The sequence below is a fragment of the Reichenbachiella sp. genome, assembly GCF_033344935.1.
In the GTDB taxonomy this organism is placed as follows: domain Bacteria; phylum Bacteroidota; class Bacteroidia; order Cytophagales; family Cyclobacteriaceae; genus Reichenbachiella.
Genome location: NZ_JAWPMM010000001.1, coordinates 3,689,660 through 3,714,988 on the forward strand (window position 1 = coordinate 3,689,660; position 25,329 = coordinate 3,714,988).

The window sequence follows — 25,329 nt, forward strand, 5'->3', positions numbered from 1 at the left end:
TACCACACCTATCCAATCACAAACAACAAAAAAAATGAAATTATCTAAAATAATGATGGTCGTAGGTTCTGCGATGATCCTCCTCCTCTTCGTCCTACCGCTCTGGAACATCACCCTGGAAGCCCCTCAATATCCGGAAGCCATAGGCATGGATATCTGGATCAACAAGATCGTAGATCACAATCCTAACGACATCAAAAACATCAACTTGATGAACCATTATGTGGGTATGAAAGATATTCCTACAGAAATGGCCGAATTCGACATCTTCCCTCCTGTCATCATTGGCATGGCAGTACTCGGGATTCTATTTGGCTTTGTTGGCAATAAGAAATTGTATTTGACCTGGTTCATTGTGATGAGTTTGTTGGGTACGGCTGGTATGTATGATTTCTACCGATGGGAATATGACTATGGCCATAACTTGAAAGAAAACGCGGCCATTAAATTTTTGGATGAAAAAGGAGAGCCGATGGCGTACCAACCGCCATTAATTGGTTCTAAAATGATTCTGAATTTCAATGCCATTTCTCTGCCCATGAGCGGAGCCTATTGCCTCTTTGGAGGCATGTTTATCACCTTAGCCGCCTTCTTTGTAGCAAAAAAAGAAGAAGAAAAATCTGTCGAAACTTAACAGTTATCAATGATGATCAGACCAACACTTTATACACTTTTTTTACTTTTCATTCTAACCAGTTGCGATCGCGAACCAGCAGCTATTGACTATGGCAAAACCAGTTGCCATTCCTGCAAAATGACGATTGTGGATCAGCAACACGCCGCACAGGTCATGACTAAAAAAGGACGCACCTACTCCTTCGATGCCATCGAATGTATGGTGAGAAGCCTGGATCAATGGCAGCCTGAAGAACTGCAAATCCTACTCGTCACGGACTACACTACGCCGAAGCAATTGATAGAGGCACAAAGTGCGCACTATCTCATCAGCAAGGCCATTCCCAGCCCTATGGGGGCTCATCTGTCTGCCTTCTCTAAAAAGGAAAACAGAGATGAATTGGCCAGCAATCCTACCGACCAAAAACTAGCCTGGAGCGAACTGAAATTTTCTATCAATTAATCTGACCACATCATGTTCAGATATCTTTTTCTTTGGCTTTTTCTTTCGACCGCTATGGCTAAAGCTGGTCAATTGACTGTATGCAAAACCTGCCCAATCAATGACCTGAAGCAAGCGGTAGCGCAAGCTGCACCTCATGACACTATCAAGGTCCAAGCGGGCACCTATGCGGCGATCGAAATCATTATCGACAAACCGCTCACACTACTGGGAGAAAAGGACGCCGTTTTGGATGGGCAAACACAACGCCATATCCTGAATCTACAATCCGATAGTGTGAATGTAGTAGGACTGACTTTTATCAACGCAGGCAGAAGCTTCACCAAAGATTATGCAGCTATCTATGCACACAAAGTGAACTACTTTGTCTTAAAGAACAACAGAGTCATTGAACCCTATTTTGGTTTTTTGATTGAAAAATCACACTACGGCATCATTAGCAACAATATCATTTCCGGAGAAACAAAAACAGAAACAGACTCCGGCAATGGCATTCACTTATGGCACTGTTCAGAAGTGGTAATCAGTGATAATAACACCTACGGCTTACGAGATGGTATCTACTTCGAATTTGTAACCAATAGCCTGGTGAAAAACAATAACAGCCACCACAATGTACGCTATGGACTACACTTCATGTTTTCAAACAACGACGAATACACGAGCAACAATTTCCATCACAATGGCGCCGGAGTCGCCGTCATGTTTTCCAAGTTTATCATCATGAAGAAAAATACGTTTGCCAAAAACTGGGGAACGGCTTCTTATGGCTTACTGCTCAAAGAGATTTATGATGCGGAAGTCGAGGGGAATATATTCGACGAAAACACCATCGCCATATTCCTGGAAGGCACAGGCCGAATCAATTATCAAAAAAATCAATTCCTCAACAATGGCTGGGGCATCAAAGTCTCCGGGGGCTGCTACACCAATCGATTCTTCGACAACAACTTCATCAACAATGCACTAGATATTGCCTACAACAGCAAGATGAATGACAATGAATTCACACACAACTACTGGAGCAGCTACACTGGCTACGATCTTGATCGCGATGGTATTGGGGATGTGCCTTACCGCCCTGTGAAGCTATTTTCGTACATCATCGGTCAATGTCCGGAATCTATTGTGCTACTCAGAAGCCTGTTTGTAGATATTATCAACTTTTCAGAAAAAGTCTCTCCGGTATTCACGCCAGATAATTTGTTGGACCCAACGCCTGCCATGCAGCAATTGCTATGATACATATAGAAAACATAAAGAAAAGATTCGACCAGCTCCAGGTCTTGGATGGGGTCAGTCTACAGATAGACCAGCCCGGCATCTTTGCCGTGCTTGGACCCAATGGTTCTGGGAAGACCACCTTACTGAAAAGCATTCTGGGTATGGTGCTTCCACAAGATGGAGACATCAAACTCAATGGTCAGTCTACACTCAGGGCATGGGATTATAGAGATCAGATAGGCTACTTGCCACAGATCGCCCGATTTCCCGACAACCTTACCGTGAGCGAAGTCATCGAAATGATCAAGTCTATTCGTGAGCAAGAAGCAAACGAACAACCATTGATTAATCGATTTGGTTTGATGCCATTTATGAACAAAAAACTGGGCAAGCTATCTGGTGGAACCAGACAAAAAGTGAACATCGTTTTGACTTTCATGTTTGATTGCCAACTCTACATTTTGGATGAACCCACGGCTGGATTGGATCCGGTGGCCTTGATTCAGCTAAAAGAGTTGATCATGGAAGAAAAGGCCAAAGGCAAAACCTTTCTCATCACTACCCACATTATGAATCTGGTGGAAGAATTGTCGGATGAAGTCGTTTTCCTCCTCGACGGAAAGATCTACTTCAAAGGCACACTCGATCAGCTGAAAACCGAGACCAAACAAACAGATTTAGAACACGCCATAGCACAAATACTACAATGATTAAGATTCTAAAATATAGCTTTTATGATCTGGCCAGAAGTCGCTGGAGCTATGTCTATTTCGCCTTTTATTTATTACTGGGATTTGTGCTTTTGTTTTTGAATAGCAGCATTTCCAAAGCAGTGATCACGCTGATGAATATCATCGTCGTGCTCTCCCCTATGATCGGTACCATATTCGGTATCATGTATCATTATAGTGCGCGAGAATTCACTGAGCTGCTTTTGGCGCAGCCGATCAGACGTCGCACGATATTTCTAGGACAGTATTTGGGCATTGCTACTTCCTTATCACTGAGTTTGATTCTGGGTTTGGGTATTCCTTTTTTGATCTATGGAGTGAGTCAGTCTTCTGAGTTTTGGAATTTTGCACTACTGATCATCACGGGTACTTTCCTCACATTCATATTTGTAGGACTGGCTATCAATATTGCTTTGGCGAATGAAAACCGAATCAAGGGTTTCAGTTATGCCATTTTGCTGTGGCTCTTTTTGGCGGTGATGTACGATGGGATATTCATGATTCTCCTGATGGTATTCAAGGATTACCCATTAGATCAGTTTGCACTTATCGCCAGCATTGCCAACCCTATAGACTTATCCAGAATTTTGATTTTGCTTAAGCTGGATATCGCCGCTTTACTCGGGTATACCGGAGCCATTTTTCAAAAGTTCTTTGGTTCTGGCCTGGGTGCTGTCCTTTCCTTTTTGGCCTTGTTTATTTGGACATTGGTGCCTGCTTTGAATCTGTTGAGATTGGCGGATAAGAAGGATTTTTGAGATAAGATCAAAGACGAGCGGCAGTGGAAGGCTGAAGGAAACCATCGCACCAAACTCTAGCAGCAATCACCATGGGTGATATAGGTAATCTTATGATCTTTTTTTGTCTTCTGTATTCAAGTGAGACAAGAACCCATTTAAAACTTCTGTTATAATTTTCTCATCAATTTGAAAGTTTGTGTGCTTCTCTTCTTGAATCCCGTTGTTACGATTCCAATCACCTCTGACCTCCATCCATGTAGACTCTATTGAACGTAGTTCTTCGGTAGTAAATTCAAATTCCTGTTCATCTAGTATTGACAGAACACCGTTCTGCACTTCCCAATTGTGAGTAGCTGAAAAGAGAATGTTGAATAATTCCTTTAGTTTGTTGCTACAATTCAATGATTGAAGTGCAAAAATCAAAGTTCCTCTGGAGTTTCTAAATGCCTCTGTTTGGACTGCTTTAAATAAGGGATCAAGTGCGTCCTGATATTTGTGTTCTTTGAATGTAAGTGCCACCGAATTTCTTATTGAACTGTCTTCATGTTGAAGGAGTTCCAAAAGATAACTGTTCTCGCCATCTTCAAAAAGTTGATTGGTAATGGACTTCTGATCTTCCCAATCAGCTGAAAGCAATTGAGACTTCAAATAATCAGCGTTGCTTTTCATTTATAAATTAGTTGATCATAACATTTACATAAAAGCAATGCAAGATATCCGCACTGCATCATAATCTATAAAATTGAATAATTAGTAATTCTCAGAAGGGCTGCTACTCAAGATTAAGGTTTTTTGGGGTAAGATCAAAGACAAGCGGCAGTGGAAGACCGAAAGGGATTGCCGCGCTCCGCCTGTCTGCCGACCGGCAGGCTCGCAATGACGGGTTTTAGCTGGCTTCAGCTGTAGAATTCTCGTCCCGAACTTAAAAACGTCATTGCGAGGAGAATGATTTGATGGTAGGCAAATCAGACGACGCGGCAATCTCAAGCCATCTACCCAAAACAAAATTTAAAGCAAAAAACAGCAATCTCGAATCCTCACCATTACTCTCTTTAAAGAAATCAATCCTACAATCGAATAAAACCATACATGAATCTTCAGCAGGTTCAGCAGATCAGTATATATTTATCTAATCAAAACATGATTAACTAAAAGATTTGAAGAAGTACATCTCCCTCCTTGCAGTCCTGCTCGTTTCTTACCACTTAAGTTTCAGCCAATTTATGGGTGCTGCTGCTCCACGATCGGACAGCACTAAAAACTTCAGTTTCCTACCCATTCCTTATGTCAACTATGATCGAAGTCTGGGATTTTCGTATGGCTTGATTCCTATGGCGATGTACACGATCAATAAAAAAGACACGATTTCCCCTCAATCATTGACCGGAGGCATCATCATGCGCACGTCCAATGAAACCTGGATGGGTGGAGTTTTCGGAAAATTCTACTTAAAAGAAGATACCTACAGAATCACTGCTGCGGCTGTCACTGGTAACGTAAATTTTCAATTTTACCCGGATCTGCCCGGAGCCCCGGAAATTATCGATTATAGTACGGGACTCGACTACTTGAGCATAGATGTACAGCGAAAAGTGGCGCCCTCTATGTATGTAGGTTTGGGCTATGTTTATACTCACTTTGCTACCTCCTATGATGTTGATAACTCCCCTACCGAATTTACGTCCCTACATGGAGGGAAACTGATCTGGTCATACGACAAGCGAGGTGATGTATACTACCCTAGAGGTGGCTATCTCACTAACTTCAATTACAACTTCTATCCAGATTTTTTCGGCAACGAAGTGTCTTCGAATAAAATCACCATCGACCATAATCAGTATTTCAGTGCCCGACAAAACAAGGATATTTTTGCAGCCAGGTTATTTCTGGGTATCGGCATTGGCGAATTGGATTTCAATCAGCAGTTTATTTTAGGTGGAAAAGATTTGAGAGGCTATTCGCAGGGTGAGTATCGGGGCGAACAACTCTATGCCCTGTAAGGTGAGTATCGGTGGAATCCCACAGAGCGATTTGGCCTGGTAGGGTTTGCAGGCATGGCCATGGTGCACAACAAAAATATGACTGCCGATAATGGTAAGTTGCTTCCTACTGTAGGCGGTGGCTTCCGAATCAATGTATTCCCTCAAAATCACATGAATGTGGGTCTTGATGCAGGTGTGGGCGTAGACGATTGGAGCGTTAGCTTTCAGATTGGCGAAACCTTCTAGCCTTTTACTAACCTATATATTCAAGAATATTTTCAAAATGCCGCCCGTTAATTAGGGGTAAAATCACTTTTATTGACTAATCTTTACTTATAATTCAAAAGTAATGACTTCTATCACAGAGGATATAGTTAGTAAAATTGATAAATGCTTGAAAAAACACTTTCAGGCTAAGATTACAGAACTCCTGGATCAGGAAATTGATCACATGCTACTGATCGTAGAGCAAGTGAATACCTACTATGCCCTACCAGCAAAAAAACGATCTTCCGATGCACAATTGGCCACGTTCAAGTCTGAACTACTGGGTCGAATTGAATCCCTGTGGCCTAAACCCGAATCGAATGACCTGGCGGTGCTTCATGAATCCTTCTTGCATGAGCTGCAAGAGATTTTGGAAGAAGTATCGATCTACCAAACGATAGAACAAAGTCATGACCGGTTTTTTGCTGTGGACACCGATCAGGCTTGGATCAAAGCTTTCAAAGTTGGAAAAAGGTTTGGTTATCAACTTACTTGTTTGCCCAATACGATCGCCAATATTTTCAGAAAAGAGAAAAAACAGAAGCCCTATTGGAAACATGAAATTCCACTGAGAAACCTAGCTAAAAAGCACTTTTTCGCTCAGGTATTGAATGACCTTCAGTCGGTATCGGAATTACTTTACCTCTCTCTAGTCCAACAGTATATTGAGCTCAAGACATGGGAGGAAAAGCTCAGTCATGGAGATCAAGAGAGTCCCAAATACTCAGCGGATGAAATACTCAATTTTAAAAGCGAATTAGTTCAATCGGTAAAAGCCAAAATCAAAGAGATCACCGGACCCAATGCCAGGAACTTTGAATTGGAATACGAAAAAGCGGGCACCTTTGAATTACCCGAAGCTCGCTTGAGTAATGAGATTACGATCAAAAAAATAGAATCCGCCAAGAGTCAGTGGAGTCTTAATGACCTTGAATGGCGCAATACCAACTACGCCCTATTCGAAGAATGGCGCATGGATCTTAACATCAATTTGCTCAAGCACAAAACGCTCGCCAGTTTATTGGAGTTTCAATCCACTCAGTTCAAGAAAATAGACGAATACATTGGTCCAGAGATGGATGAAATCAATGCATTCATTGATGAATGCATGGGCTCTTTGAATAAGGAGCATGAGTCTATCGCCAAAGAACTCAAGCGGCTCAACTATCTAGCCGTAAAGAAACTAGATAAAGAGGTCGTGCCTCGCCTGTGCGACAAGCTATCCAATCAGACGATTATCAATCTGATTAATAAACTGGAGGTAAACATTGCCGATCAGGTAGCCGAGCTATCAGATGAACGTGTGATCGTGAAAAGCGGCAGCTACGATGGACCCATAAAATCCGCAGAGTTGAATGTGATCTCTCCGTATGAATTGATTGCCTTTGAAACTTTGCCAGCATTCAAAAAGCAAGTGGAGCTCATCAAACAATCCTCTTTTTCTTCATTGGAGAAAATGGTGGAGAATGTGAAAGATTTGGATCACATCATCACTTTTAGTTTGTCGTCAGGTATAGCCTCCATGGACCAGCAGCGTGATCCGCAAGAAGCTATTTCTATTGCTGAAGAAGGTTTGAAACGCGCTACCACCCGATTGATCGAAGAGCGCAGTCAGCTCACCGAAGCCATGGTGATCAACGGCAATGAGTTGGAGACCGCTATAAACACCTTTTGTGATGGCCTCATGGAATTGACATTCAATGAGAATGTCAGGGAGCTTCGCCTGCGTATCACTAAGGCCAAAGCCACCCAGCAGGCCAAAGAGGTTCGTCAAAGGCTGGAAGAAAAAATGACTACGCGTAAGAAGCGTATCACGCTCACTTTGCTCAGCGTGTACAACGACGCTCGTCATCAACTCAGCGCGCTGAGTGAAAACTTTGTGCTCACGGCAAAAAAACCGGAGATCTCTAAGCAAGTCTCTGATTTCTTGTTGGAATCACAACAGGCCATTGACAAGTTGCCTTTGATCTATAAGCGACTGTATCAAATCGAACCGCTGGAGGATTTGGAGCTTTTCGAAGGACGAAAGGATGAGTTGACCACTTTAAAAAAAGCTTTCGATAGTTGGCAAAAAGGCCACTATGCAGCTACTGTAGTTTTAGGCGAAAAGTGGAGTGGGCTGACTTCCTTCTTGACGTATAGCTTACATCAAGGCAGTTTTCCGTTCACCATCACCAGAATGAAGATGACGGACAATGGCTGCAACGAAGATCATTTTATCCAAATGATGCGAGCCGCGCTCAAGGAAGACACGTTCGAAAGCCTGGATGATGTCATCAGTTTCCTTAACAATTCTCCGAAGCGGGTGATCATATTGGAAGACATTCAAAACTTGTTTCAGCGAAAAGTGCATGGTTTCGAAGCCCTTCAACTGCTATTCCAATTGGTGAACAAGACTTATAAAAATGTCTTTTGGGTAACGACTACTACGGTTTATACCTGGTCCTATCTACAGAAAACCATCAACATCAATGAGTACTTCAGTTATATCATTGAATTGAAAACATTGTCTAGCGAGCAGATCATCAATATCATCTGGAAGCGCAATCGAATCAGTGGTTTCAAAATCCAATTTGAGGTAGATGCGAGTTCAGCAAGCGATAAGAAGTTTCTCAAGCTGAAGGAAACCGAGCAGCAGGAATGGCTGAAGAAGAAATTTTTCTCCGAGCTCAACAGCTTTGCCCAAAGCAATATCAGTCTGGCGCTGATCTACTGGCTGCTGTCTACCAAAGAAGTGGACGATAGCACCATCACAGTAGGTACGTTCAAACGACCAAACCTAAACTTCCTGACCGTGCTGGCTATGGACAAGATCTATGCGCTGCATGCCCTGGTCTTGCATGACGGATTGACCATCGATCAGCTGTCTCAGATACTCAATGTAACGGTAAAGAATTGTGAACTGACCTTATTGGCCCTACTGGAAGATGGTATATTGGTAAAAACCAAGGAAAGTTACATGGTCAACCCTGTGGTCTATAGAAATACGATCAGCTTACTTAAATCAAGAAATTTAATTCACTAATGAAAAAGTTAGTTTTCATATTCCTTTGGCTGATTACAAGCTTTACCACTTTTGGTCAAGCAACAGACAGTCTGGACCTGGCACTGATCGATTCGATCGTGGTGGCCAAGGTAGATTCAGTGCATTCCTTGGACTCGGCGCAGTACGCACCGCAAACGGCCGAAAAGAAAAAAGTGGACCTCAAGACGCCTCCGCAAGTTTCTGAATTGATCTCCCTTCCTAATTTATTTTGGAGCTTGATCTTTATCCTCGTGGGCTACTTTGTGATCAAGTTTACCTCACGCATTTTAGAAATCTTTGCGGAGCGAAGCACCAAGTATCGAATTACGATCAAGAGTATCATTCCGGTGGTGAAGATTATGGGCTGGGTAATGGTCATCTTTCTGATTGTGGTAGGTATCTATCAACCACCGGCGGCTACTGTATTGGCATTCTCTGCTTCTATCGGTGTAGCGGTGGGCTTTGCCTCTCAGGACATACTCAAAAACATATTTGGCGGAATTGTGATCCTTTTCGATAGACCATTCAACTCGGGAGATAAAATACAAGTAGGTGATACTTATGGCGAAGTGGTAGAAATCGGTCTGCGCTCGACGCGTATCGTCACGCCTGATGACAACCTAGTCACGATACCCAATGGCGAAATCATGAACAGCTCCGTCTCCAATGCCAATGCCGGAGAAGCCAACTGTCAGGTGGTGGCAGAAATATACTTGCCCATAGATGCGGACACCGTGCATGTGCGTGCACTGGCCACACAAGCGGCTCAGGTATCCAAATACATCTTCCTCAACAAACCCATCGTGGTGGTCTTCTCCAATGAATACAAGGAAAGACAGTCGATCATCAAAATGAAGATCAAAGCCTACGTCTTAGACATCCGCGATGAGTTCAAATTCAAAAGTGAAATGACCGAGATCGTGATCAAGAAGTTGTTGGAAGAAGGGGTTTTGAAGGGGTAGATATGAACGCATTGCAAATGCGATCGAGCGGGGGCAGCAGATAAGCAGTTTGGTACATTGCTCGCGATTGTTAGCAATTGTTATTGATAGTCTTCTTCAGTCCATCTGTCATCTAAAAATAGATTGGTTAGTTTACCATCAATATCGCCGTAAAATATTGTTGTGTCCGAAGATATGGTCAACCATGAACCAGAGTTAATGCTGAATTTAAAGTTGTTCTCGTTCTGGTTAAGTATTCCGTTCACGTAGCATGGATATTGACCAAATTCGTAGTGCCATTGACTTCCGTTGATTGGAATAAGAAGTTTCAATATTTGTTCGATATCAGACTCCGAAAGTTTCCATTCATTACATGCGGAATCAGTAAGTTCATATTCATTCGAATGCTCAAACCTTACAATTTGAAATTCATCGTTCGGCTCAAATCTAAATGCATTATTAGAAATGTTAGTTTGCTCTTTCTTAGGTGTTTTCTGTTGTGAAGTCTTATTCTGTGTATTACAAGAACTTAAAATTATCAGAAGTATTAGAATTCTAGCTTTATGCATGAATTGTATGCTAACATTTGTACTATTCTTAATTCTCAGAAGGGCTGCTCCTCAAGGATAGGAAGTTTTGGAATGAGATCAAAGATAGAGACAGTAGAATCCGAAGGAGATGGCCACGTCGTTGGACTAATTCTTTATAATAGGAAGATACTGCAAAACTCCTCGCCATGACGTGGTGAAATAGGCCTCGGATGTTAAAAGTAAATAATCAATCTTATTTAACGTCATGGCGAGGCATGCTATTTGATGCCAATCAAATGGACAACGCGGCAATCTTAGAAACTTTTGGCACTTCCTTTCTCCCACCAGTTGTACGATCTATTTGGCTAAGTTCAGCAGCCGCCACATACAGTTACAGCAATATCAGCAGCGAATACTTCTGAAACGAAACCTGCAAGGTTTTAAAAACCTTACAGGTTTAATCAATTTAAAGGGAGAATAACGCAATAATTGGGGCAAGGACTCTATGAGACTAAAAAACCTTAACAGCCGTATTCCTTGTTGCGCCTTCTCGGGTCTTCACTATTTCGAAGTCTACCATACCAAGAACCAAGCCCTCTTCCGTGATAACCTCCACTTCCCATCGTCCCGGCTTGACCCAATGTTTGTAGGTATAACCGCGATAGCCGTCCGTGCGTCCTCCTCGTACATTGATGCCAATGTCCTCTACTACTTCCCATTCTTCTAAGCTGACATTGTACCATTTCCACCGATGATAGACCTCTTTCTCCAAATTAGTCGGGGCAAAAATGGAAGTGAAGACGTAAACCTTCTCGTTCGGTCGCCAAAGTAATTTCAGACGGTGTGCCCGCCAGAAGACATGCCATTCGTCTTTTTCGTAAAGCACTGAATACTTACCGTCTTCATATTTCACCTGATGACCTACTAATCCACTCTTAAGTGCCAAAGGAACGGGTGGAATTAACTTGAAAAAATAGAAAACATAAATGAGCGAATAAATGCCCACAACCAAACTCAGCAGTTTACCCAAGTGCACCTGCCTTCTGGTACTAGCACTTCGTAGATAGACTTTTCGAACAAGCGCCAAAGTACACGCCATGCTGATCAGACCAGAAACCACAAACACCACTGTATTCATCTGCTTGATAAATACAGGAATCATAAAAGTAAAAAAGGTGAAGCTGATAAAGCTGTAGACGCTAAACTGCAGATATTTATTGGACAATTTCCTTTTCAGAAATTCATTGGTAATGAATAGAATGACTATAATGCTGAAAAAAGAAACCGTCTTGGACAGCGACACACTTCGTGAAAAATAGATCACATAGGCACTCGATAAAGCGCCAAAGAAAAACTGAATAGCCAAGGGGAAGTATTCTTCAAATCGCTCTAGAAAGGTGTTCTTCCATCTGCCATCTTCTGCCAGATTGAAAGCATAAATCATAAATGAAAGGGATGACATATGCAGGCACAGCATAGTCAAGTCATACGCTCGATCGATGCGACCTAAGGTTAATGAATCGAAAACAAAACCGCCTATAAAGAAAACAATAGGCGCATACTTTTTGTTCCTGATGAGATATTGTCCGGAAGTACTATTTCGAATTCTGGTTACTACTTTATTCATTCAGTTGTGAAGAGGCGTAAATATAAGTGAATACTGTTGGCGATACCGATCAATTAATAGCCGCAAACACAAGTATATCAAAGTCTATTCGACTAACAAAAATCCAACCATTCCAAAGGAATTGTAGTCAATCCCCATTAATTTAAGACATTAACTTTTTCAAAAATGAAATACTACGATCCCCAAACGCTCTCTTTCCTTTTGTCAGAAGTTCATCACTTGGATGAATTGCTACAAGCTGACCGATTTGCTGCTTATGACAAGGCCTCTATTGATTTATTGCTCGATGCAGTGAAAGACTTTAGTGATACGGCGCTCTTCCCATACATTCAGGAGATGGATGAGAAGCCTTGCGTGTTCAAAGATGGAAAGGTGACGGTTCATGAGCAATTTGGCCCTATTCTGAAAAAAGCGGGAGAAATGGGATTGGTCAGTGCGGCCATGAATGAGGAAGACAATGGCTTGCAAATGCCGATGCTCGTCGTCAATGCTTTGTATTTCATTATGGAAGCTGCAAATAATCACGTCACAGGATATCTAGGCCTTACCGCCGGCGCGGCCAACGTCATTCTGACTTTCGGATCTGAAAAATTGAAACAAAAGTATGTCCCCAAGATGCTCACTATGGAATGGGGCGGCACAATGTGCCTCACCGAACCCCAAGCAGGCAGCTCTTTGTCAGACATTACTTCTTCGGCTAAGCCATTGGACGATGGCTCCTATTCCATCAAAGGTCAAAAAATATTCATTTCCGCGAGTGATCATCAGTTTTCTGATAATTTCATTCATCTGGTGTTGGCTCGAATTGACGGCGCTCCAGCAGGCACCAAAGGCATTTCTTTGTTTGTAGTTCCACAATATCATGTGAATGACGATGGATCTACGGATGATTACAACCATGTGGATGTAGTCGGCGAATTCGTGAAGCTTGGTCAACGCGGATACTGCACCAATCATTTGGCCTTTGGGGATAGTGGTGAAAGTGTCGGGTATCTCATCGGCGAAGCCAATCAAGGGCTCAGCTATATGTTTCAATTGATGAATGAGGCCAGAGTAGCCACAGGGCGCATGGGCACTGGTATTGCTTCGGCGGCCTACTATGCTTCTTTGCAGTATGCCAAGGAACGCCCACAGGGACGTAAGCTACAAAGCACTGGCAAGAAAGATCCTTCCGTGGAGCAAACCCTTATCATTAATCATCCGGATGTGAAACGCATGTTATTGCATCAAAAGGCTATCGTAGAAGGCTGTTTGAGTTTGATTTTGCAATGTTCTTATTACCTGGATCAGCATGTCATTTCCGAAGGTGAGGAAAAAAAGAAATACCACCTGTTGACAGAAATTCTTAACCCTGTTGCCAAGACCTACCCTTCTGAAGCTGGCAAGGATGCCGTGGATATAGGACTACAAGTCCTTGGTGGCTATGGCTACATGATGGATTTCATCTCACAGCAATACCTCAGGGACATTCGAATTATATCGATTTATGAAGGCACTACAGGCATACAATCCCTCGATCTAATGGGACGAAAAGTAACGATGCATGATGGTGCAGCCTTAAAGCTTTTAGCTAATGAAATAGAAGAGACCATTAAATTGGCTATAAGCAAAGAAGAATTGAAAAGCTATGCCACGACGCTCGGAGCAAACGCCCAACTCATTCAAACTACCTTAGGTCATTTGGTTCCATTTGCCATGAAAGGCAACCATGAGAGATATCTGGCCGACGCTACGATTTTTATGGATTTATTCAGTACGGTGGTAATCGGCTGGCAATGGCTGAAGATGGGACTGGCAGCTTTAAAGCAAAATGACGCCAACTTTAAAGCAAGCAAACTCCACACGCTGGATTATTTCTACAAGTACGAAATGTCACGCTGCAAAGGCCTGCATAAGACGATCTGTGATGACTCAGAAGTGACTATAAAGATGAATGAGGAAATGTTTTGATCATCCTACTCTTTTTAAATGATATTGGACATCCATCTCTTTGTTTTGTAGACGAAGTTCCCTACCCCAAAACCAGACATCCCAAAGTGTATCATCTCTTTCGAAAATCACTTTGTGATGACGCGTGTTGATTGCCGACTTTCCCTGATCCATAATGCCTTTTTCATCTGAAATGATGTAGTTTCCAGCTTCGTCGATAGTCATGAAAGTTTCGGGCATTTTTTCTGGTACTCCTTCTTTCATCATCAAAAACATTTCCCACTTACCAATCACACGCTTTTCAAATTCATCAAAAGTTGGGATTTGATCTACGAGAACAAACTTCAACTCGATCCTTCTGTTGATTTCGTCTCTACCAGCTAAAAGCAAATGATCCTTGACTCGTTTGGCTTTCCAATCCGAATTAAACCACCCTTTGGCATCTGTACCTTGAAAGTGGATTTTGCTCTCTCCGAGTTGATACACACCGCTCATGTCGCCGGTGGTTCTGGAGACGGCATAGCTACCATGGGGATCTATCTGCAAGTAAGTGGCCTCGCCAGCTACCATTATTTTGTCTCGAAGCGCAGACTCTAATTCCCATAGGCCTATGAGGTCTTCTTTTTGAAGGGGTTGACAACTCAAGATTGCAAGAAGCAAGAATATACTGAAGTTTCTCATAGTTGATGATTACTAATCTCTAAACTAAGCAATCGATGTTATTAACACCAATCACAACCTTTTCAATTTCTCTGCGTTATTTTGTTTATAATATAAACTACTTTATAATTACGTCATGAAAGAAGAACTATCACATACAGAAAGCTTAAAGATCATCAATGAGATGATTACAGAGGCCAAAAACAACTATGAACAAAGCGGCAGCTTTTATTTCTTGTTGTGGGGATGGGTGGTCATGATCGCCAACCTTGGACATTTCATACTAGACAAATACACTTCATTCGAGTATCCGTTTATCTTCTGGGCTTTAACCATTCCTGCGGGTATCGCAGCGGCATGGTATAGTTCAAAACAAAAGAAGGAAGCCCAAACAACCACACACTTAGCCAGATTATATGGCGAGGTATGGGCAGCGCTCGGCGTTTGTCTGATTTTATCTCTGTTTTTTATGTCTAAAATCAACTACAATCATTCGGCCGTGATACTGATGTTGGCCGGAGTTGGAACTTATCTATCTGGTCGCATGCTCAAATTCAGGCCTTTGGTATTTGGTGCCATTGCCCTTTGGGCATCTGCTATTGTTTGTTTCAATCTACCCATGACAGATCAATACCTGGTGGGTGCCATTGGCATTTTATTGGGTTATCTGATTCCTGGTTATCTATTGAAATCAGCTGAAAAATGAAAGGATTCAGTCCACTCGATCCACTGTTACATTCCCAACTCCGACTGGCGGTGATGAGTTTACTTATCAGTTTGGAGTCGGCAGATTTTACTTTTATCAAAGAAAAAACTGGCGCCACAGCTGGAAATCTCAGCGTGCAGATCGACAAGCTATCTACGGCAGGATATATCGAAGTAACCAAAAGCTTCAAAGGCAAAAAGCCATTAACCACCTGCAAGATTACCAAGGACGGGATTTCCGCTTTTGAGAATTATGTACAGGCATTAAAGAATTATATAGAATAACCATAAACACCATAATCATGAAAACTAAAATCATAATAACCATTCTTGGCTTAATGCCAATGTTGACAATTGCTCAACCTGATTTTTCGCAACAGGCCAAACAAAAACTAGCAGCACTCGACCTCATGGTTGGAAACTGGGAAGGCACCGGATATTTGATCACACCTACAGGCAAAGAGGCTTCCAAGGTCACTGAAAAAATTCAATACAAACTAGATAAAACTGTAGTGGTGGCCGAAGGAAAAGGTGTAATTACACTCGAAGATGGTACCGAACAGGTAGTACATAACGCCTTAGGTGTGATCTCTTTCAACCCTTTCACCAAGCAATACCAAATGAATTCTTTCATATCGAAAGGCATGAGTACACAGGCCAAGTTTGAGATCAAAGATGCGAACAATATGGTCTGGTGGATCGAAGCCGGCCCCTCCACCATTCGCTACTCATTGACCATCAAGGATGGCACCTGGACTGAAATAGGCGAGCGATCCATGGACGGCGAAAACTGGCAACAGTTTTTTGAGATGAGTTTGAAGAAGGTGGGGTAAATAATAGATGATCTCATAATTCAGAGATGCTTCACAGCATAAAATGCTTGAAGGGTGCTACTTTTCAAGCATTTTATTTAACTCTATAATCATTTCATCAATTTCAACAATGGTATTCTGAATATGATCTAAGGTTGAATCACTCGATTCATTTTTTTCTCTTTCGAATTTCAGTAATTTATTTAATCCAAGAAGTCTTGAAACTGGCCCTCTGAGGTTATGAGATGTATAAAAGGCAAAGTCCTTAAATTTGTTTAAGCTGATTTCATTATCCTGAATTAGTCTCTTTTCATTTGTAATGTTTAATGCAATAACAATCCGAGCATCTTTGCCTCGATAAGTTGTCCAGTCAGACGATATTTCAACATCTATTATTTCGCCATTTTTGAGTTGATGTTTCCATTCTCTACTACTCCATTTTTTTCGCTTATTTGTTTTAAAAAAATGTTCAAGCCTTTGAACCTCTTCTTCAGGGCGAATATCAAAAATCGTTAATTTTAAAAACTCCTCCTTTGAATACCCATAGTTGCTAATGGCTGCGGTGTTCACATCCAAAAAATAATATGAATCCATATCATAGACCCACATTGGAATCGGGCTATCCAAAAACAACTGCTGATAGTTGATTTCACTTTGTTTTCTTCTTTGTTCTTCTTTGTTCTTTAGCTTAATTATATAGGCTTGGGCGATGTACGAAGCGACAGAGGAAACATATAATTCCTCGCTTTTTTTCCATTCTCTTTTTTCAGCTATCTGCTCCAAACATATAATACCAAACAGTTTGCCTTGAATAGACACTTGCACATCCAACATAGATTTTATGTCAAATGCATCTAGATAATTTTCCTTAAACTCTCTTGTTCGTGGATCCTCTGCGGCATCCTCAGCCAGGATGGCCAATTCATTCTTGAATGCCTCAAAATAATTTGGAAAGTCTTTCCTCAATAAAATTTCCCCAGACGTTTGATTGTTAGCATTTCGATCAAACAACAATTCGTTAAAAATCAACTCATTCTCAGCATCATAAGACCAAAAACTAGCCCTCGAAACCTTTAGCTCATTTGATAATACATGAATAGCCTGATCAATAAATAATTCAAACGAACCATTTATTAAATTCTCTGATCGAGACAATCCTAAAAGACTTTGATATTGATCTAGTTGAAGTTCCACACTGCAATGCTCAAAAGGTTAGGTATTCAACTCTAATATAATCAAAGAGGTTCAGAAATTGTCACCCCATGAAAAGCATTTTTCTCAATAAGTAATGAATCATCAACAGATTGAAAGTCACAAAAAAATGGTCTCCTACTCCGTAAATAACGTTAATTGCTAAGATGACTCGCTACAATAAATACAACGGTTAGCTACAATCCATAGATCTGAGTATCTCGACTAATCTTTAGATAATCAACTTGATTTTTAAACAACCAAATTCCTAACCTTCGCCGATTGCAGAAATCGCTTGTACCAGCGACCCGAGTCCTTTATAATTCGCTCCTGAGTTTCGAAATCAGTATGAATGAGGCCAAAGCGTTGGGTGAAGCCTTCCGCCCACTCGAAGTTGTCGAGCAGTGTCCAGATGAAGTAACCCGTTACATTCACGCCTTCTCGTTGCGCTTTGAGTACTTGGTTAAGATAGGACTGCACAAATTGGATTCGATCCAGGTCTTTGATTCTACCCTCTATTACTTTTTCAGGAAACGCCACACCATTTTCTGTAATCACCAATTCCTTCACGCCCTCATAGGCATCAAATTTCTTTAGCACTTGGTAGATCGACTGGGGATATACTTCCCAATTCATCGTGGTCAACGGTACTTTTCGCTCGTCTGCATTCACGATCTGACCTTTCATATATGGGATCATCCAATTGGCCTTTACCACCTCACGGGTGTAATTCTGCACACCTATAAAATCAAAATCGAAATGCATCAAACTTTCGTCATGTGGCAGCATGTACTTCTCTACTCGCTTGGCAATCGGTAGGTCATCCAGCGGATACCCCAACCCAAGTGCAGGTTCAATAAACAGGCGATTGAGCAGCGCATCGAAGCGATTCGCTGCCGCCACATCTTTTTCGTCGCCGGTCAGCGGGTCGATGTGTGAGCACGAAAAGGTGGTACCTATTTTCGCATCCTCTAGTTCATTTCTAAGAATACGTGCGCCCAAACTTTGACAAAGCGTAGCATGGTGCATGGCCGACAGGAAATTACTCATCCCCTTTCTCCCGGGCGCATGATAGCCCAAGAAGTAGCCTGCTCCGGTAAAAACCATAGGCTCATTGAGCACCATCCAATGGGTGACTCGGTCTCCAAAACTCCTCGCACAAAGTGTAGCAAATTCTTCAAACCAATTCAAAATCTCACGATTCGTCCAGCCGCCCTGGTCTTCTAGTACTTGCGGTAAATCCCAATGATAAAGCGTGACCCAAGGGATTATATTCCGCTCCAAACAAGCATCGATAAGTCGATTGTAAAAATCAATTCCTGCTTGATTTACTTCGCCTATGCCATTGGGCAAAACGCGCGACCAGGAGATTGAAAATCGATAATTGGGGATTTGCATTTCCTGAATCAAATCCAGGTCATTTTCGAAATGCTCATAGAAATTGCAGCCTACATTGGCATGACTGCCATCTTTTATTTTAGAACTGTTTTGCACGAACTTGTCCCAGATAGACATGCCCTTGCCGTGTAAATTGTGCGCTCCTTCGATTTGGTACGCGGCAGTGGAGACTCCCCAATGAAAGTCTTCACCAAAATCAAACTTAGAATATCCCACTCGTTAAGATAATTTCAATTTCAAAAAAGAGAAAAGGCCAGGTTTTGTGATCACAGGGGCCAGTTGCGATTGGATGTGCTCTTCCAATACTTTGTCCACGATAAATTGCGTTTCATCCGGAAAGTGAACCGGCACATGCTGATCAGATTTCACCCACTTCCGAATGTTCTTTACATTTTTCTTATTGAGCTTTTTGATCACCGGCACGCCCAAGTCTTTCAACCCTTCGGCATTGAAGTGCTGCTCGTATTGGCGCTTCATTGGTATCACCAACAATTTTTTATTCAAGTACAACGCCTCTGCAGGAGTTTCAAAACCTGCTCCACATAGCACCCCTGTAGCAGAGGCCATGCTTTTGCTAAATCGCTCGGCATGGATGGGTTCTATTTTTACGTTGCCAACTTCGTAAGCCTCTTTGGTGTGTTTGGAGAATACTTGCCACTCTGCACGTTTTACCTCAGACAACACTTTGATCAATTTCTTGTCGCCATAGGCTGGCAGATAAACCGTATAGTGCCCTTCGTCAGACATCTCCTGTTCTCGGATTTCGGTGCGGATGATCGGCGTGAAAATATTGTCGTCGTATTTTCTAAAATGAAAACTATAGTAGCTATCGCAGGGTGCGTAAAATTTGAGCACCGCCCACCCCATCGGGTCACTATGCTTCGGTACAGGGACCTTTTTTGAGCGTAGCGCACTTTGGTGGCTTACGCCAATACATTTCACACCTTTCAGCCTACAGGCCCAAGCAGAGATCGGTTCGAAATCGTTGATCACCAGATCGTAGTCTTTGACCGGACAACTTTTGATTTCATTCCAAACGCGTCTTATACGATTGGCCTTGTAAGTCGCCAACATATCTACGCCTCCGCCTTTGCCAAAGATGAAACTCATGCCCTTGTAGGCATACTTCACCGGAAAAGGCAAATCGATATCGGCCTGTACGCCACTGATCAAGATATCGACATGCGCCCGTTTCATGAGCGCTGGTATCACGTCTTTAGCACGGCTCAAGTGGCCATTGCCAGTGCCTTGTATCGCATATAGTATTTTCATTTTCTGAATCGTTTAGTTTTTTGGTGCTACGATCAGCATTTCTTGAAGCATCTTACTGTACAGCTCTTTCGGTGAAAAATCTGAATGATAGTCCACTTCATGTAGCTCTTCTGACCCATCGGTCTGGCAAACAAATTCTTCATCAGAGTATTTATAGATCGACCACTCGCCTTTTTTGTATTCGAGTGAGGAAAGATTCTCGATCCAATCGCCGGAATTCAAATAAGTCACATGGCCGTGCTCTGTTTCGTAGTCCTTGATTTCGGGATGATGAATGTGCCCACACATCACATATTTGTAGCCGTTTTCGGCAGCTATAGTCGTGGCCGTTTCTTCAAACTTGTTGATGAACTTTACAGCGCCTTTCACACTGTTTTTTACTTTTTTGGATAATGAGATTCTTCCTTTTCCAAAAAATTCGCTGATGGCATTGACCACCTGATTGATCAAAATCAAAGTATCATAGCCTATCGCGCCAAGCTTAGTTAGCCAGCGGGAGTGCTGCATGGTCACGTCGAACACATCACCATGAAAAACCCATACCTTCTCGCCTTCTAGCTCTAGCACCAGCTTGTTTTGCAATCGAAAAGATCCGACTTTGAACCCTTCGAACTTTCGAAGCATTTCGTCGTGATTGCCCGTGATGTAGTGCATTTTCACTCCTTTCGACATCCATTTGAATAGGTGGCTCACCACCTTCATGTGGCTCTTGGGCCAATAGCGTTTGCTAAACTGCCAAATATCAATAATGTCTCCGTTGAGAATGACCTGCTTGGGGGAGACGCTGCGCAGGTAGTTGAGAAGCTCCTTGGCGCGACAGCCATAGGTGCCTAAGTGGATATCCGATAAGACCAGAATATCTACTTTCCTTTTTCGAGGCTTGCTGCTCTTCATTTGGTTTTGAATGGAGAGTGCAATGGCCTAATTAAGTTTAAAAGGAGGTTTAGGGTCAGCACTTCTACGAAATGCTGCATCGCGTTAAAAACTCTTGTCTTTGGTCTTTTCCAATTGAAAGACAACTTAGGACTAGACAAGGACAGGCCCGGTTTTAGTTGTGTCGTAATCATCATCTGCTTTTTACAAAAAAAGCCTACGACTATTAACTCCTGATTGTCAGAGGACTATCCTTTTATTAAGTATTGAAGGGTTTTATTATGGTAATTTTATGAGGTACAGGGTTTGTGTTAAGACAACATTCTTTGAAACGTCATTGCGAGCGAAGCGAAGCAATCTCATCATTTTATTGGACTAGTGTAATAAAATGCAGTATAAGGCGGCAAGAGCGATCGAAATTTAATTGACGTCATTGCGAGGCGGGCGATTCGATGGTAATCGAATGCACAACGTGGCAATCTCGTGAATTTATTGTATTCGTGAGGTTGTAGGCAGTAGAAGGCCGATGGGGATTGCCACGTCAATTATTAACAAACCTATAAGGTTTTCAAAACCTTATAGGTTTCCGCGGATGATCTCCAAAACCAACTCCTTAGACAAAGGCCGTCCATTGGCTCTGGCTTTGATGTCTTCGAAAGCAAATCGGAAGTCGCAGCCAGCTTTCCACTGATCGCAGCCATAGGCAGTCTGGCCACGGATGATCGTGCCTTTGCCACACTTAGGACAGGGCGGCATATCAGCTTCCGCCTTCTTAGGCTTGGGTGATTTGTTTTCGAATTCAATACCGAAAGTATCAGTCAATTTCAAAACACCTTCTACTTTCTGTCCATCCAAAACGAATCCTTTGATCTTAGTGGTTGCCTTTTTCTCCAAGAGCCGTTGGACTTGTTTTTCGGTGAGCTTCTTCTCCATGTAGACTAGAGGCAGTCGCAAGTCACAGCCTTCCTTCCAGCCACTACAGCCGTAGGCCGATTGCCCTTTCAGGATATTACCTTTGTTGCACTTCGGGCAAGGCATACCTACCAGCCCGGCCTTGTTCTTGGCTGCTGGTTTTTTAGACTTGCTCAACGACACGGGTTCGAGTCTGGGTTTACCCGTTTCCATGCGTACTTCATACACCAGCTCGTCTACCATCTTTTTCATATTGATAATAAAGTCACGCGCACTGAATGCGCCGTCTTCTATCTCTTTGAGCTGCTTCTCCCATTGCCCAGTGAGTTCGGCGGACTTGAGCAATTCATTTTGAATGGTATCTATCAATTGAATACCCATGGGTGTGGGTATCACTTGTTTTTTTCGTCGTTGGGTATATTTTCTTTTGAAAAGTGTTTCGATGATATTGGCACGAGTAGACGGACGGCCAATGCCGTTGGCTTTCATCAGATCCCTAAGTTCATCGTCTTCTACTTGTTTGCCGGCCGTTTCCATCGCCCGTAGCAGCGACGCTTCGGTATAAAACTTAGGTGGTTTAGTAGTCTTCTCTATAAATGACGGTTCGTGCGGGCCGCGCTCGCCTTTTTCGAACGATGGCAGAATGTTGTCGTCGTCTTCTTTGTTTTCTTCGTCTGAATCGTCGTCGTCCTTTTTCTTCTTTTCTTTTGGGAATAATACTCGCCAGCCTTCTTCTAGGATTTCTTTCCCCTTGGCCACGAACTTCACCTCCTCTACTTCCGCACTTACTTGTGTTTTGGCCACCTGACAATCCGGATAAAAAACAGCCAGAAATCTTCTTACTATAATATCATAAACCTTTCGCTGATCAGCATTAAGTGGCTTTTCTTCTCCAGTAGGGATAATGGCGTGGTGATCAGTAACTTTTTTGTCATTGAATACTTTGGTCGACTTCCTGATTTTTCCGCCAAGGATCGACACGGTAAATGACGCATACTGTGTCAACCCCTTCAATATGCCAGGAATTTTCGGGTACATGTCGTTCGGCAGAAAAGTGGTATCCACCCGTGGATAAGTCACCACCTTCATCTCATAAAGCGTCTGTACCAGTTTCAAAGTTGCCTCAGCCGTGAACCCGAACTTATTATTGCAATACACCTGCAGTGCGGTCAAATCAAAAAGTTTTGGGGCGTATTCCTTGCCTTCTTTCTTTTCAATGTCTGTGATCACTAGGTCTTTTCCGGAGATCTGAACCAACAGTTTTTCTCCTTCCTCTTTTTGCTGAAACTTGCCTTCCGGGGAACTGAATTTCGAATCTCTATAAAGGGTTTGTAATTCCCAATAAGGTGTAGGTTTGAAATTCTCAATTTCATAATGGCGATTAACCAGCATAGCCAAGGTCGGAGTTTGTACGCGACCGATGGACAGTACCTGTTTGAATCCGCCATACTTCAGTGTGTACAAGCGAGTTGCATTCATCCCTAACAGCCAATCACCGATGGCTCTTGAACTACCCGCGTAATACAGATTGTCAAATTCCTCGGCAGGTTTGAGCTGATCGAAACCTGTTTTGATTGCCTCTGTGGTCAGTGAAGAAATCCAGAGTCTTTGTACTTCGCCTTTGTACTTTGCCTGCTTGATCACCCAGCGCTGGATGAGCTCCCCTTCTTGCCCGGCATCCCCACAGTTGATCACTACATCGGCTTTGTCGAGCAGCCCCTTGATCACCTTGAACTGTTTCTTCACCCCACCATCGTCCATGACCTTGGTTTCGAATCTTTCGGGCAGCATGGGCAGGGTATTCAAATCCCAACGCTTCCAATGTGGTTTATAATCTTCTGGGGGATAGAGTGTGCAGAAGTGTCCGAAAGTCCAGGTGACTTGGTAGCCATTGCCTTCGAAGTAGCCATCTTTTCGATCCTTGGCGCCTATCACCTGAGCGATTTCCTTGGCAACACTGGGCTTCTCGGCGATACAGACTTTCATGGATGGGTTTAAGCTGTTATGCTAATGAAATTTTCTAATTGAATTTCAAATTAAGTCAGATTGAGATTAAGAACCAGTCTATCCGCAACACTTTTTATATTTCTTTCCACTACCACAAGGACAGGGGTCGTTGCGATGAACTTTCTTCATAAGGTCCACTTCTTTAGGATTGATTTTTCCATCAAGGTAAAACCATTTACCCTCTTCTTTTTGAAAATTCGAACGCTCGTGATGGACGTGATTTTTACCTTTTGCATCAGTGAAATAAGCCTTAAACTCAACTACACCAATAGTATCAGAAACACTGCCGTGTTCCTCACTGATGATTTCCAGTTTCGTCCAGGTGTTTTCTTTAGACCATTGTTCGATTCCCTCAATCTTGTATTCCGAGCGATGCTTTTGATGCGTAGAATCATAGAGGTATTGAGCCTCTCCAATACTGTACGCTGTATATCTGGATTTCATCAATGCCAAAGCCGTATGAGCTGATTGATTTTTTATGATTGGAATGCAGCAGTCTTCGAGTGGTTTTCCTGATCCGCAAGGGCATGGTACTTGTTTCATATTTGGCAAAATTAAACCGATATGGTTTTAGAAACCTTATAGGTTTGGTATCTTAAATAAATGAAAAAACTCATCACAGCTGAAGATGTACTATCGGAATTGAAAAAAATGGCTGACCCAGAAAAGGTCATTTCCAAAGAGAAAAAATTCGGAATTACTACATCGAATAGTCTAGGCATTTACATTAAAGACCTAAAGGCCTTAGCTAAACAGGTTAAGAAAAGTGATGAACTGGCTTTTGAGCTTTTTGAGTCTGATGTATATGAAGCCAAGGTATTAATCCCTTTTTTTTTCAACCCTAAGTCCATCACCCCTGAACTAATTGAACAATGGATTGCCAGCTTTAATACTTGGGAAATATGCGACACCTATTGCATGAGTTTTATGGGGCAAAGTCAGTATGCTTACGACAAAATTTTTGAATACGTTAATCACAAAAATGAATTTCAAAAACGTGCTGGCTTCGTACTCATGGTAGGTCATCACTTTGGTCATAAGAATGCACCTAACACAGACTTCGAAGCATTTCTTCCAATAATCAAAAGCCAGGCAACAGACGAACGAAATTTTGTAAAAAAGGCAGTGAACTGGGCGCTTAGGACTATTGGTAAAAGAAATAAAGATTTGAATAAATTGGCTTTGACTACTGCCCATGAAATTCTTACGCTAGATTCTAAATCCGCACAATGGATCGCTAAAGACGCCATCAAAGAATTAGAATCACCAAAAGTGAATATTCAGGATTATCCACGCTCCATTTACCGACCTAAATAACCGTCCGTGTATTTGTGGGTTTAATTTCTGTTTTTCGACCCTCACAATCAACCATTCGTGTAAAACAGACATAAGTTTTATTCTTGATTCGTTCACTTTATAACCAAA

24 protein-coding genes are annotated in these 25,329 nt (G+C 42.3%); 14 read left to right on the top strand and 10 right to left on the bottom strand.

Annotated elements, in window-relative coordinates:
- The first annotated feature begins 34 nt into the window (after positions 1-34).
- From R8N23_RS15815 to R8N23_RS15835, 5 genes are read left to right on the top strand one after another with little or no spacing between them, the layout of a single operon-like run.
- Positions 35-634, top strand: coding sequence for a hypothetical protein (locus R8N23_RS15815; protein ID WP_318172587.1), 600 nt, complete (start codon positions 35-37; stop codon positions 632-634).
- 9 nt (positions 635-643) lie between these two features.
- On the top strand, positions 644-1,078 hold the full coding sequence (locus tag R8N23_RS15820; RefSeq protein ID WP_318172588.1) for a nitrous oxide reductase accessory protein NosL: 435 nt from the start codon (positions 644-646) through the stop codon (positions 1,076-1,078).
- Positions 1,079-1,090: 12 nt separating this feature from the next.
- On the top strand, positions 1,091-2,320 hold the full coding sequence (locus R8N23_RS15825; protein ID WP_318172589.1) for a nitrous oxide reductase family maturation protein NosD: 1,230 nt from the start codon (positions 1,091-1,093) through the stop codon (positions 2,318-2,320).
- Complete coding sequence (locus tag R8N23_RS15830) at positions 2,317-3,012, top strand: ABC transporter ATP-binding protein (protein WP_318172590.1); 696 nt, start codon at positions 2,317-2,319, stop codon at positions 3,010-3,012. Before R8N23_RS15825 ends, R8N23_RS15830 begins: the two co-directional genes overlap by 4 nt.
- Positions 3,009-3,791 carry an ABC transporter permease subunit gene (locus R8N23_RS15835; protein WP_318172591.1) on the top strand — a complete coding sequence of 261 codons (783 nt, stop codon included), beginning with the start codon at positions 3,009-3,011 and terminating at the stop codon, positions 3,789-3,791. Before R8N23_RS15830 ends, R8N23_RS15835 begins: the two co-directional genes overlap by 4 nt.
- 90 nt (positions 3,792-3,881) lie before the next feature.
- Here the strand turns inward: R8N23_RS15835 and R8N23_RS15840 are convergent, their stop codons facing one another.
- Positions 3,882-4,442, bottom strand: coding sequence for a HEAT repeat domain-containing protein (locus R8N23_RS15840; protein WP_318172592.1), 561 nt, complete (start codon positions 4,440-4,442; stop codon positions 3,882-3,884).
- Positions 4,443-4,930: 488 nt separating this feature from the next.
- Between R8N23_RS15840 and R8N23_RS15845 the strand changes: the two genes are divergently transcribed.
- The 4 genes from R8N23_RS15845 to R8N23_RS15860 all read left to right on the top strand — a co-directional run bounded on the left by R8N23_RS15845 (position 4,931) and on the right by R8N23_RS15860 (position 10,009).
- Positions 4,931-5,773, top strand: coding sequence for a BamA/TamA family outer membrane protein (locus tag R8N23_RS15845; protein ID WP_318172593.1), 843 nt, complete (start codon positions 4,931-4,933; stop codon positions 5,771-5,773).
- A gap of 78 nt (positions 5,774-5,851) precedes the next feature.
- Positions 5,852-6,001 (top strand): hypothetical protein, encoded by a 150-nt coding sequence (locus tag R8N23_RS15850; protein WP_318172594.1) that lies wholly within the window; start codon positions 5,852-5,854, stop codon positions 5,999-6,001.
- A gap of 148 nt (positions 6,002-6,149) precedes the next feature.
- Complete coding sequence (locus tag R8N23_RS15855) at positions 6,150-9,047, top strand: hypothetical protein (protein WP_318172595.1); 2,898 nt, start codon at positions 6,150-6,152, stop codon at positions 9,045-9,047.
- Entirely contained in the window at positions 9,047-10,009 is a 963-nt protein-coding gene (locus R8N23_RS15860) for a mechanosensitive ion channel family protein (protein ID WP_318172596.1), read from the top strand. The genes R8N23_RS15855 and R8N23_RS15860 overlap by 1 nt, the downstream gene beginning before the upstream one ends.
- Before the next feature lie 80 nt (positions 10,010-10,089).
- Here the strand turns inward: R8N23_RS15860 and R8N23_RS15865 are convergent, their stop codons facing one another.
- Both R8N23_RS15865 and R8N23_RS15870 read right to left on the bottom strand, forming a co-directional pair.
- A complete protein-coding gene (locus tag R8N23_RS15865) occupies positions 10,090-10,557 on the bottom strand; it encodes a hypothetical protein (RefSeq protein ID WP_318172597.1) in 468 nt (155 codons plus the stop codon).
- Between the two features lie 472 nt (positions 10,558-11,029).
- Positions 11,030-12,145 carry a DUF2914 domain-containing protein gene (locus tag R8N23_RS15870; protein WP_318172598.1) on the bottom strand — a complete coding sequence of 372 codons (1,116 nt, stop codon included), beginning with the start codon at positions 12,143-12,145 and terminating at the stop codon, positions 11,030-11,032.
- A 165-nt stretch (positions 12,146-12,310) separates the two neighbouring features.
- Here R8N23_RS15870 and R8N23_RS15875 point away from each other — a divergent pair, with 165 nt between their 5' ends.
- A complete protein-coding gene (locus R8N23_RS15875) occupies positions 12,311-14,095 on the top strand; it encodes an acyl-CoA dehydrogenase (protein ID WP_318172599.1) in 1,785 nt (594 codons plus the stop codon).
- Here R8N23_RS15875 and R8N23_RS15880 read toward each other — a convergent pair whose 3' ends face one another.
- The gene (locus tag R8N23_RS15880; RefSeq protein ID WP_318172600.1) at positions 14,096-14,755 is read right to left on the bottom strand and encodes a hypothetical protein; all 660 of its coding nucleotides are present in this window, start codon (positions 14,753-14,755) and stop codon (positions 14,096-14,098) included.
- Positions 14,756-14,870: 115 nt separating this feature from the next.
- Between R8N23_RS15880 and R8N23_RS15885 the strand changes: the two genes are divergently transcribed.
- Genes R8N23_RS15885 through R8N23_RS15895 form a run of 3 tightly spaced genes read left to right on the top strand, consistent with a single transcriptional unit; the run spans position 14,871 to position 16,272 of the window.
- Positions 14,871-15,440, top strand: a complete 570-nt coding sequence (locus R8N23_RS15885) for a hypothetical protein (RefSeq protein WP_318172601.1) — start codon at positions 14,871-14,873, stop codon at positions 15,438-15,440.
- Complete coding sequence (locus R8N23_RS15890; protein ID WP_318172602.1) at positions 15,437-15,724, top strand: transcriptional regulator; 288 nt, start codon at positions 15,437-15,439, stop codon at positions 15,722-15,724. The genes R8N23_RS15885 and R8N23_RS15890 overlap by 4 nt, the downstream gene beginning before the upstream one ends.
- A 17-nt stretch (positions 15,725-15,741) precedes the next feature.
- On the top strand, positions 15,742-16,272 hold the full coding sequence (locus R8N23_RS15895; protein ID WP_318172603.1) for a hypothetical protein: 531 nt from the start codon (positions 15,742-15,744) through the stop codon (positions 16,270-16,272).
- Between the two features lie 57 nt (positions 16,273-16,329).
- Here the strand turns inward: R8N23_RS15895 and R8N23_RS15900 are convergent, their stop codons facing one another.
- The 6 genes from R8N23_RS15900 to R8N23_RS15925 all read right to left on the bottom strand — a co-directional run bounded on the left by R8N23_RS15900 (position 16,330) and on the right by R8N23_RS15925 (position 24,447).
- Entirely contained in the window at positions 16,330-17,445 is a 1,116-nt protein-coding gene (locus R8N23_RS15900) for a PAS domain S-box protein (protein WP_318172604.1), read from the bottom strand.
- Between the two features lie 249 nt (positions 17,446-17,694).
- The gene (locus tag R8N23_RS15905; RefSeq protein ID WP_318172605.1) at positions 17,695-19,056 is read right to left on the bottom strand and encodes a GH1 family beta-glucosidase; all 1,362 of its coding nucleotides are present in this window, start codon (positions 19,054-19,056) and stop codon (positions 17,695-17,697) included.
- 3 nt (positions 19,057-19,059) lie between these two features.
- The gene (locus R8N23_RS15910) at positions 19,060-20,112 is read right to left on the bottom strand and encodes a glycosyltransferase family protein (RefSeq protein WP_318172606.1); all 1,053 of its coding nucleotides are present in this window, start codon (positions 20,110-20,112) and stop codon (positions 19,060-19,062) included.
- A gap of 12 nt (positions 20,113-20,124) precedes the next feature.
- Complete coding sequence (locus R8N23_RS15915) at positions 20,125-21,006, bottom strand: UDP-2,3-diacylglucosamine diphosphatase (RefSeq protein ID WP_318172607.1); 882 nt, start codon at positions 21,004-21,006, stop codon at positions 20,125-20,127.
- Between the two features lie 555 nt (positions 21,007-21,561).
- On the bottom strand, positions 21,562-23,883 hold the full coding sequence (locus tag R8N23_RS15920; RefSeq protein ID WP_318172608.1) for a DNA topoisomerase 3: 2,322 nt from the start codon (positions 23,881-23,883) through the stop codon (positions 21,562-21,564).
- Positions 23,884-23,961: 78 nt separating this feature from the next.
- Positions 23,962-24,447 carry a YchJ family protein gene (locus tag R8N23_RS15925; protein ID WP_318172609.1) on the bottom strand — a complete coding sequence of 162 codons (486 nt, stop codon included), beginning with the start codon at positions 24,445-24,447 and terminating at the stop codon, positions 23,962-23,964.
- Positions 24,448-24,507: 60 nt separating this feature from the next.
- Between R8N23_RS15925 and R8N23_RS15930 the strand changes: the two genes are divergently transcribed.
- Positions 24,508-25,221 carry a DNA alkylation repair protein gene (locus R8N23_RS15930; protein WP_318172610.1) on the top strand — a complete coding sequence of 238 codons (714 nt, stop codon included), beginning with the start codon at positions 24,508-24,510 and terminating at the stop codon, positions 25,219-25,221.
- The last annotated feature ends 108 nt before the right edge of the window (positions 25,222-25,329 follow it).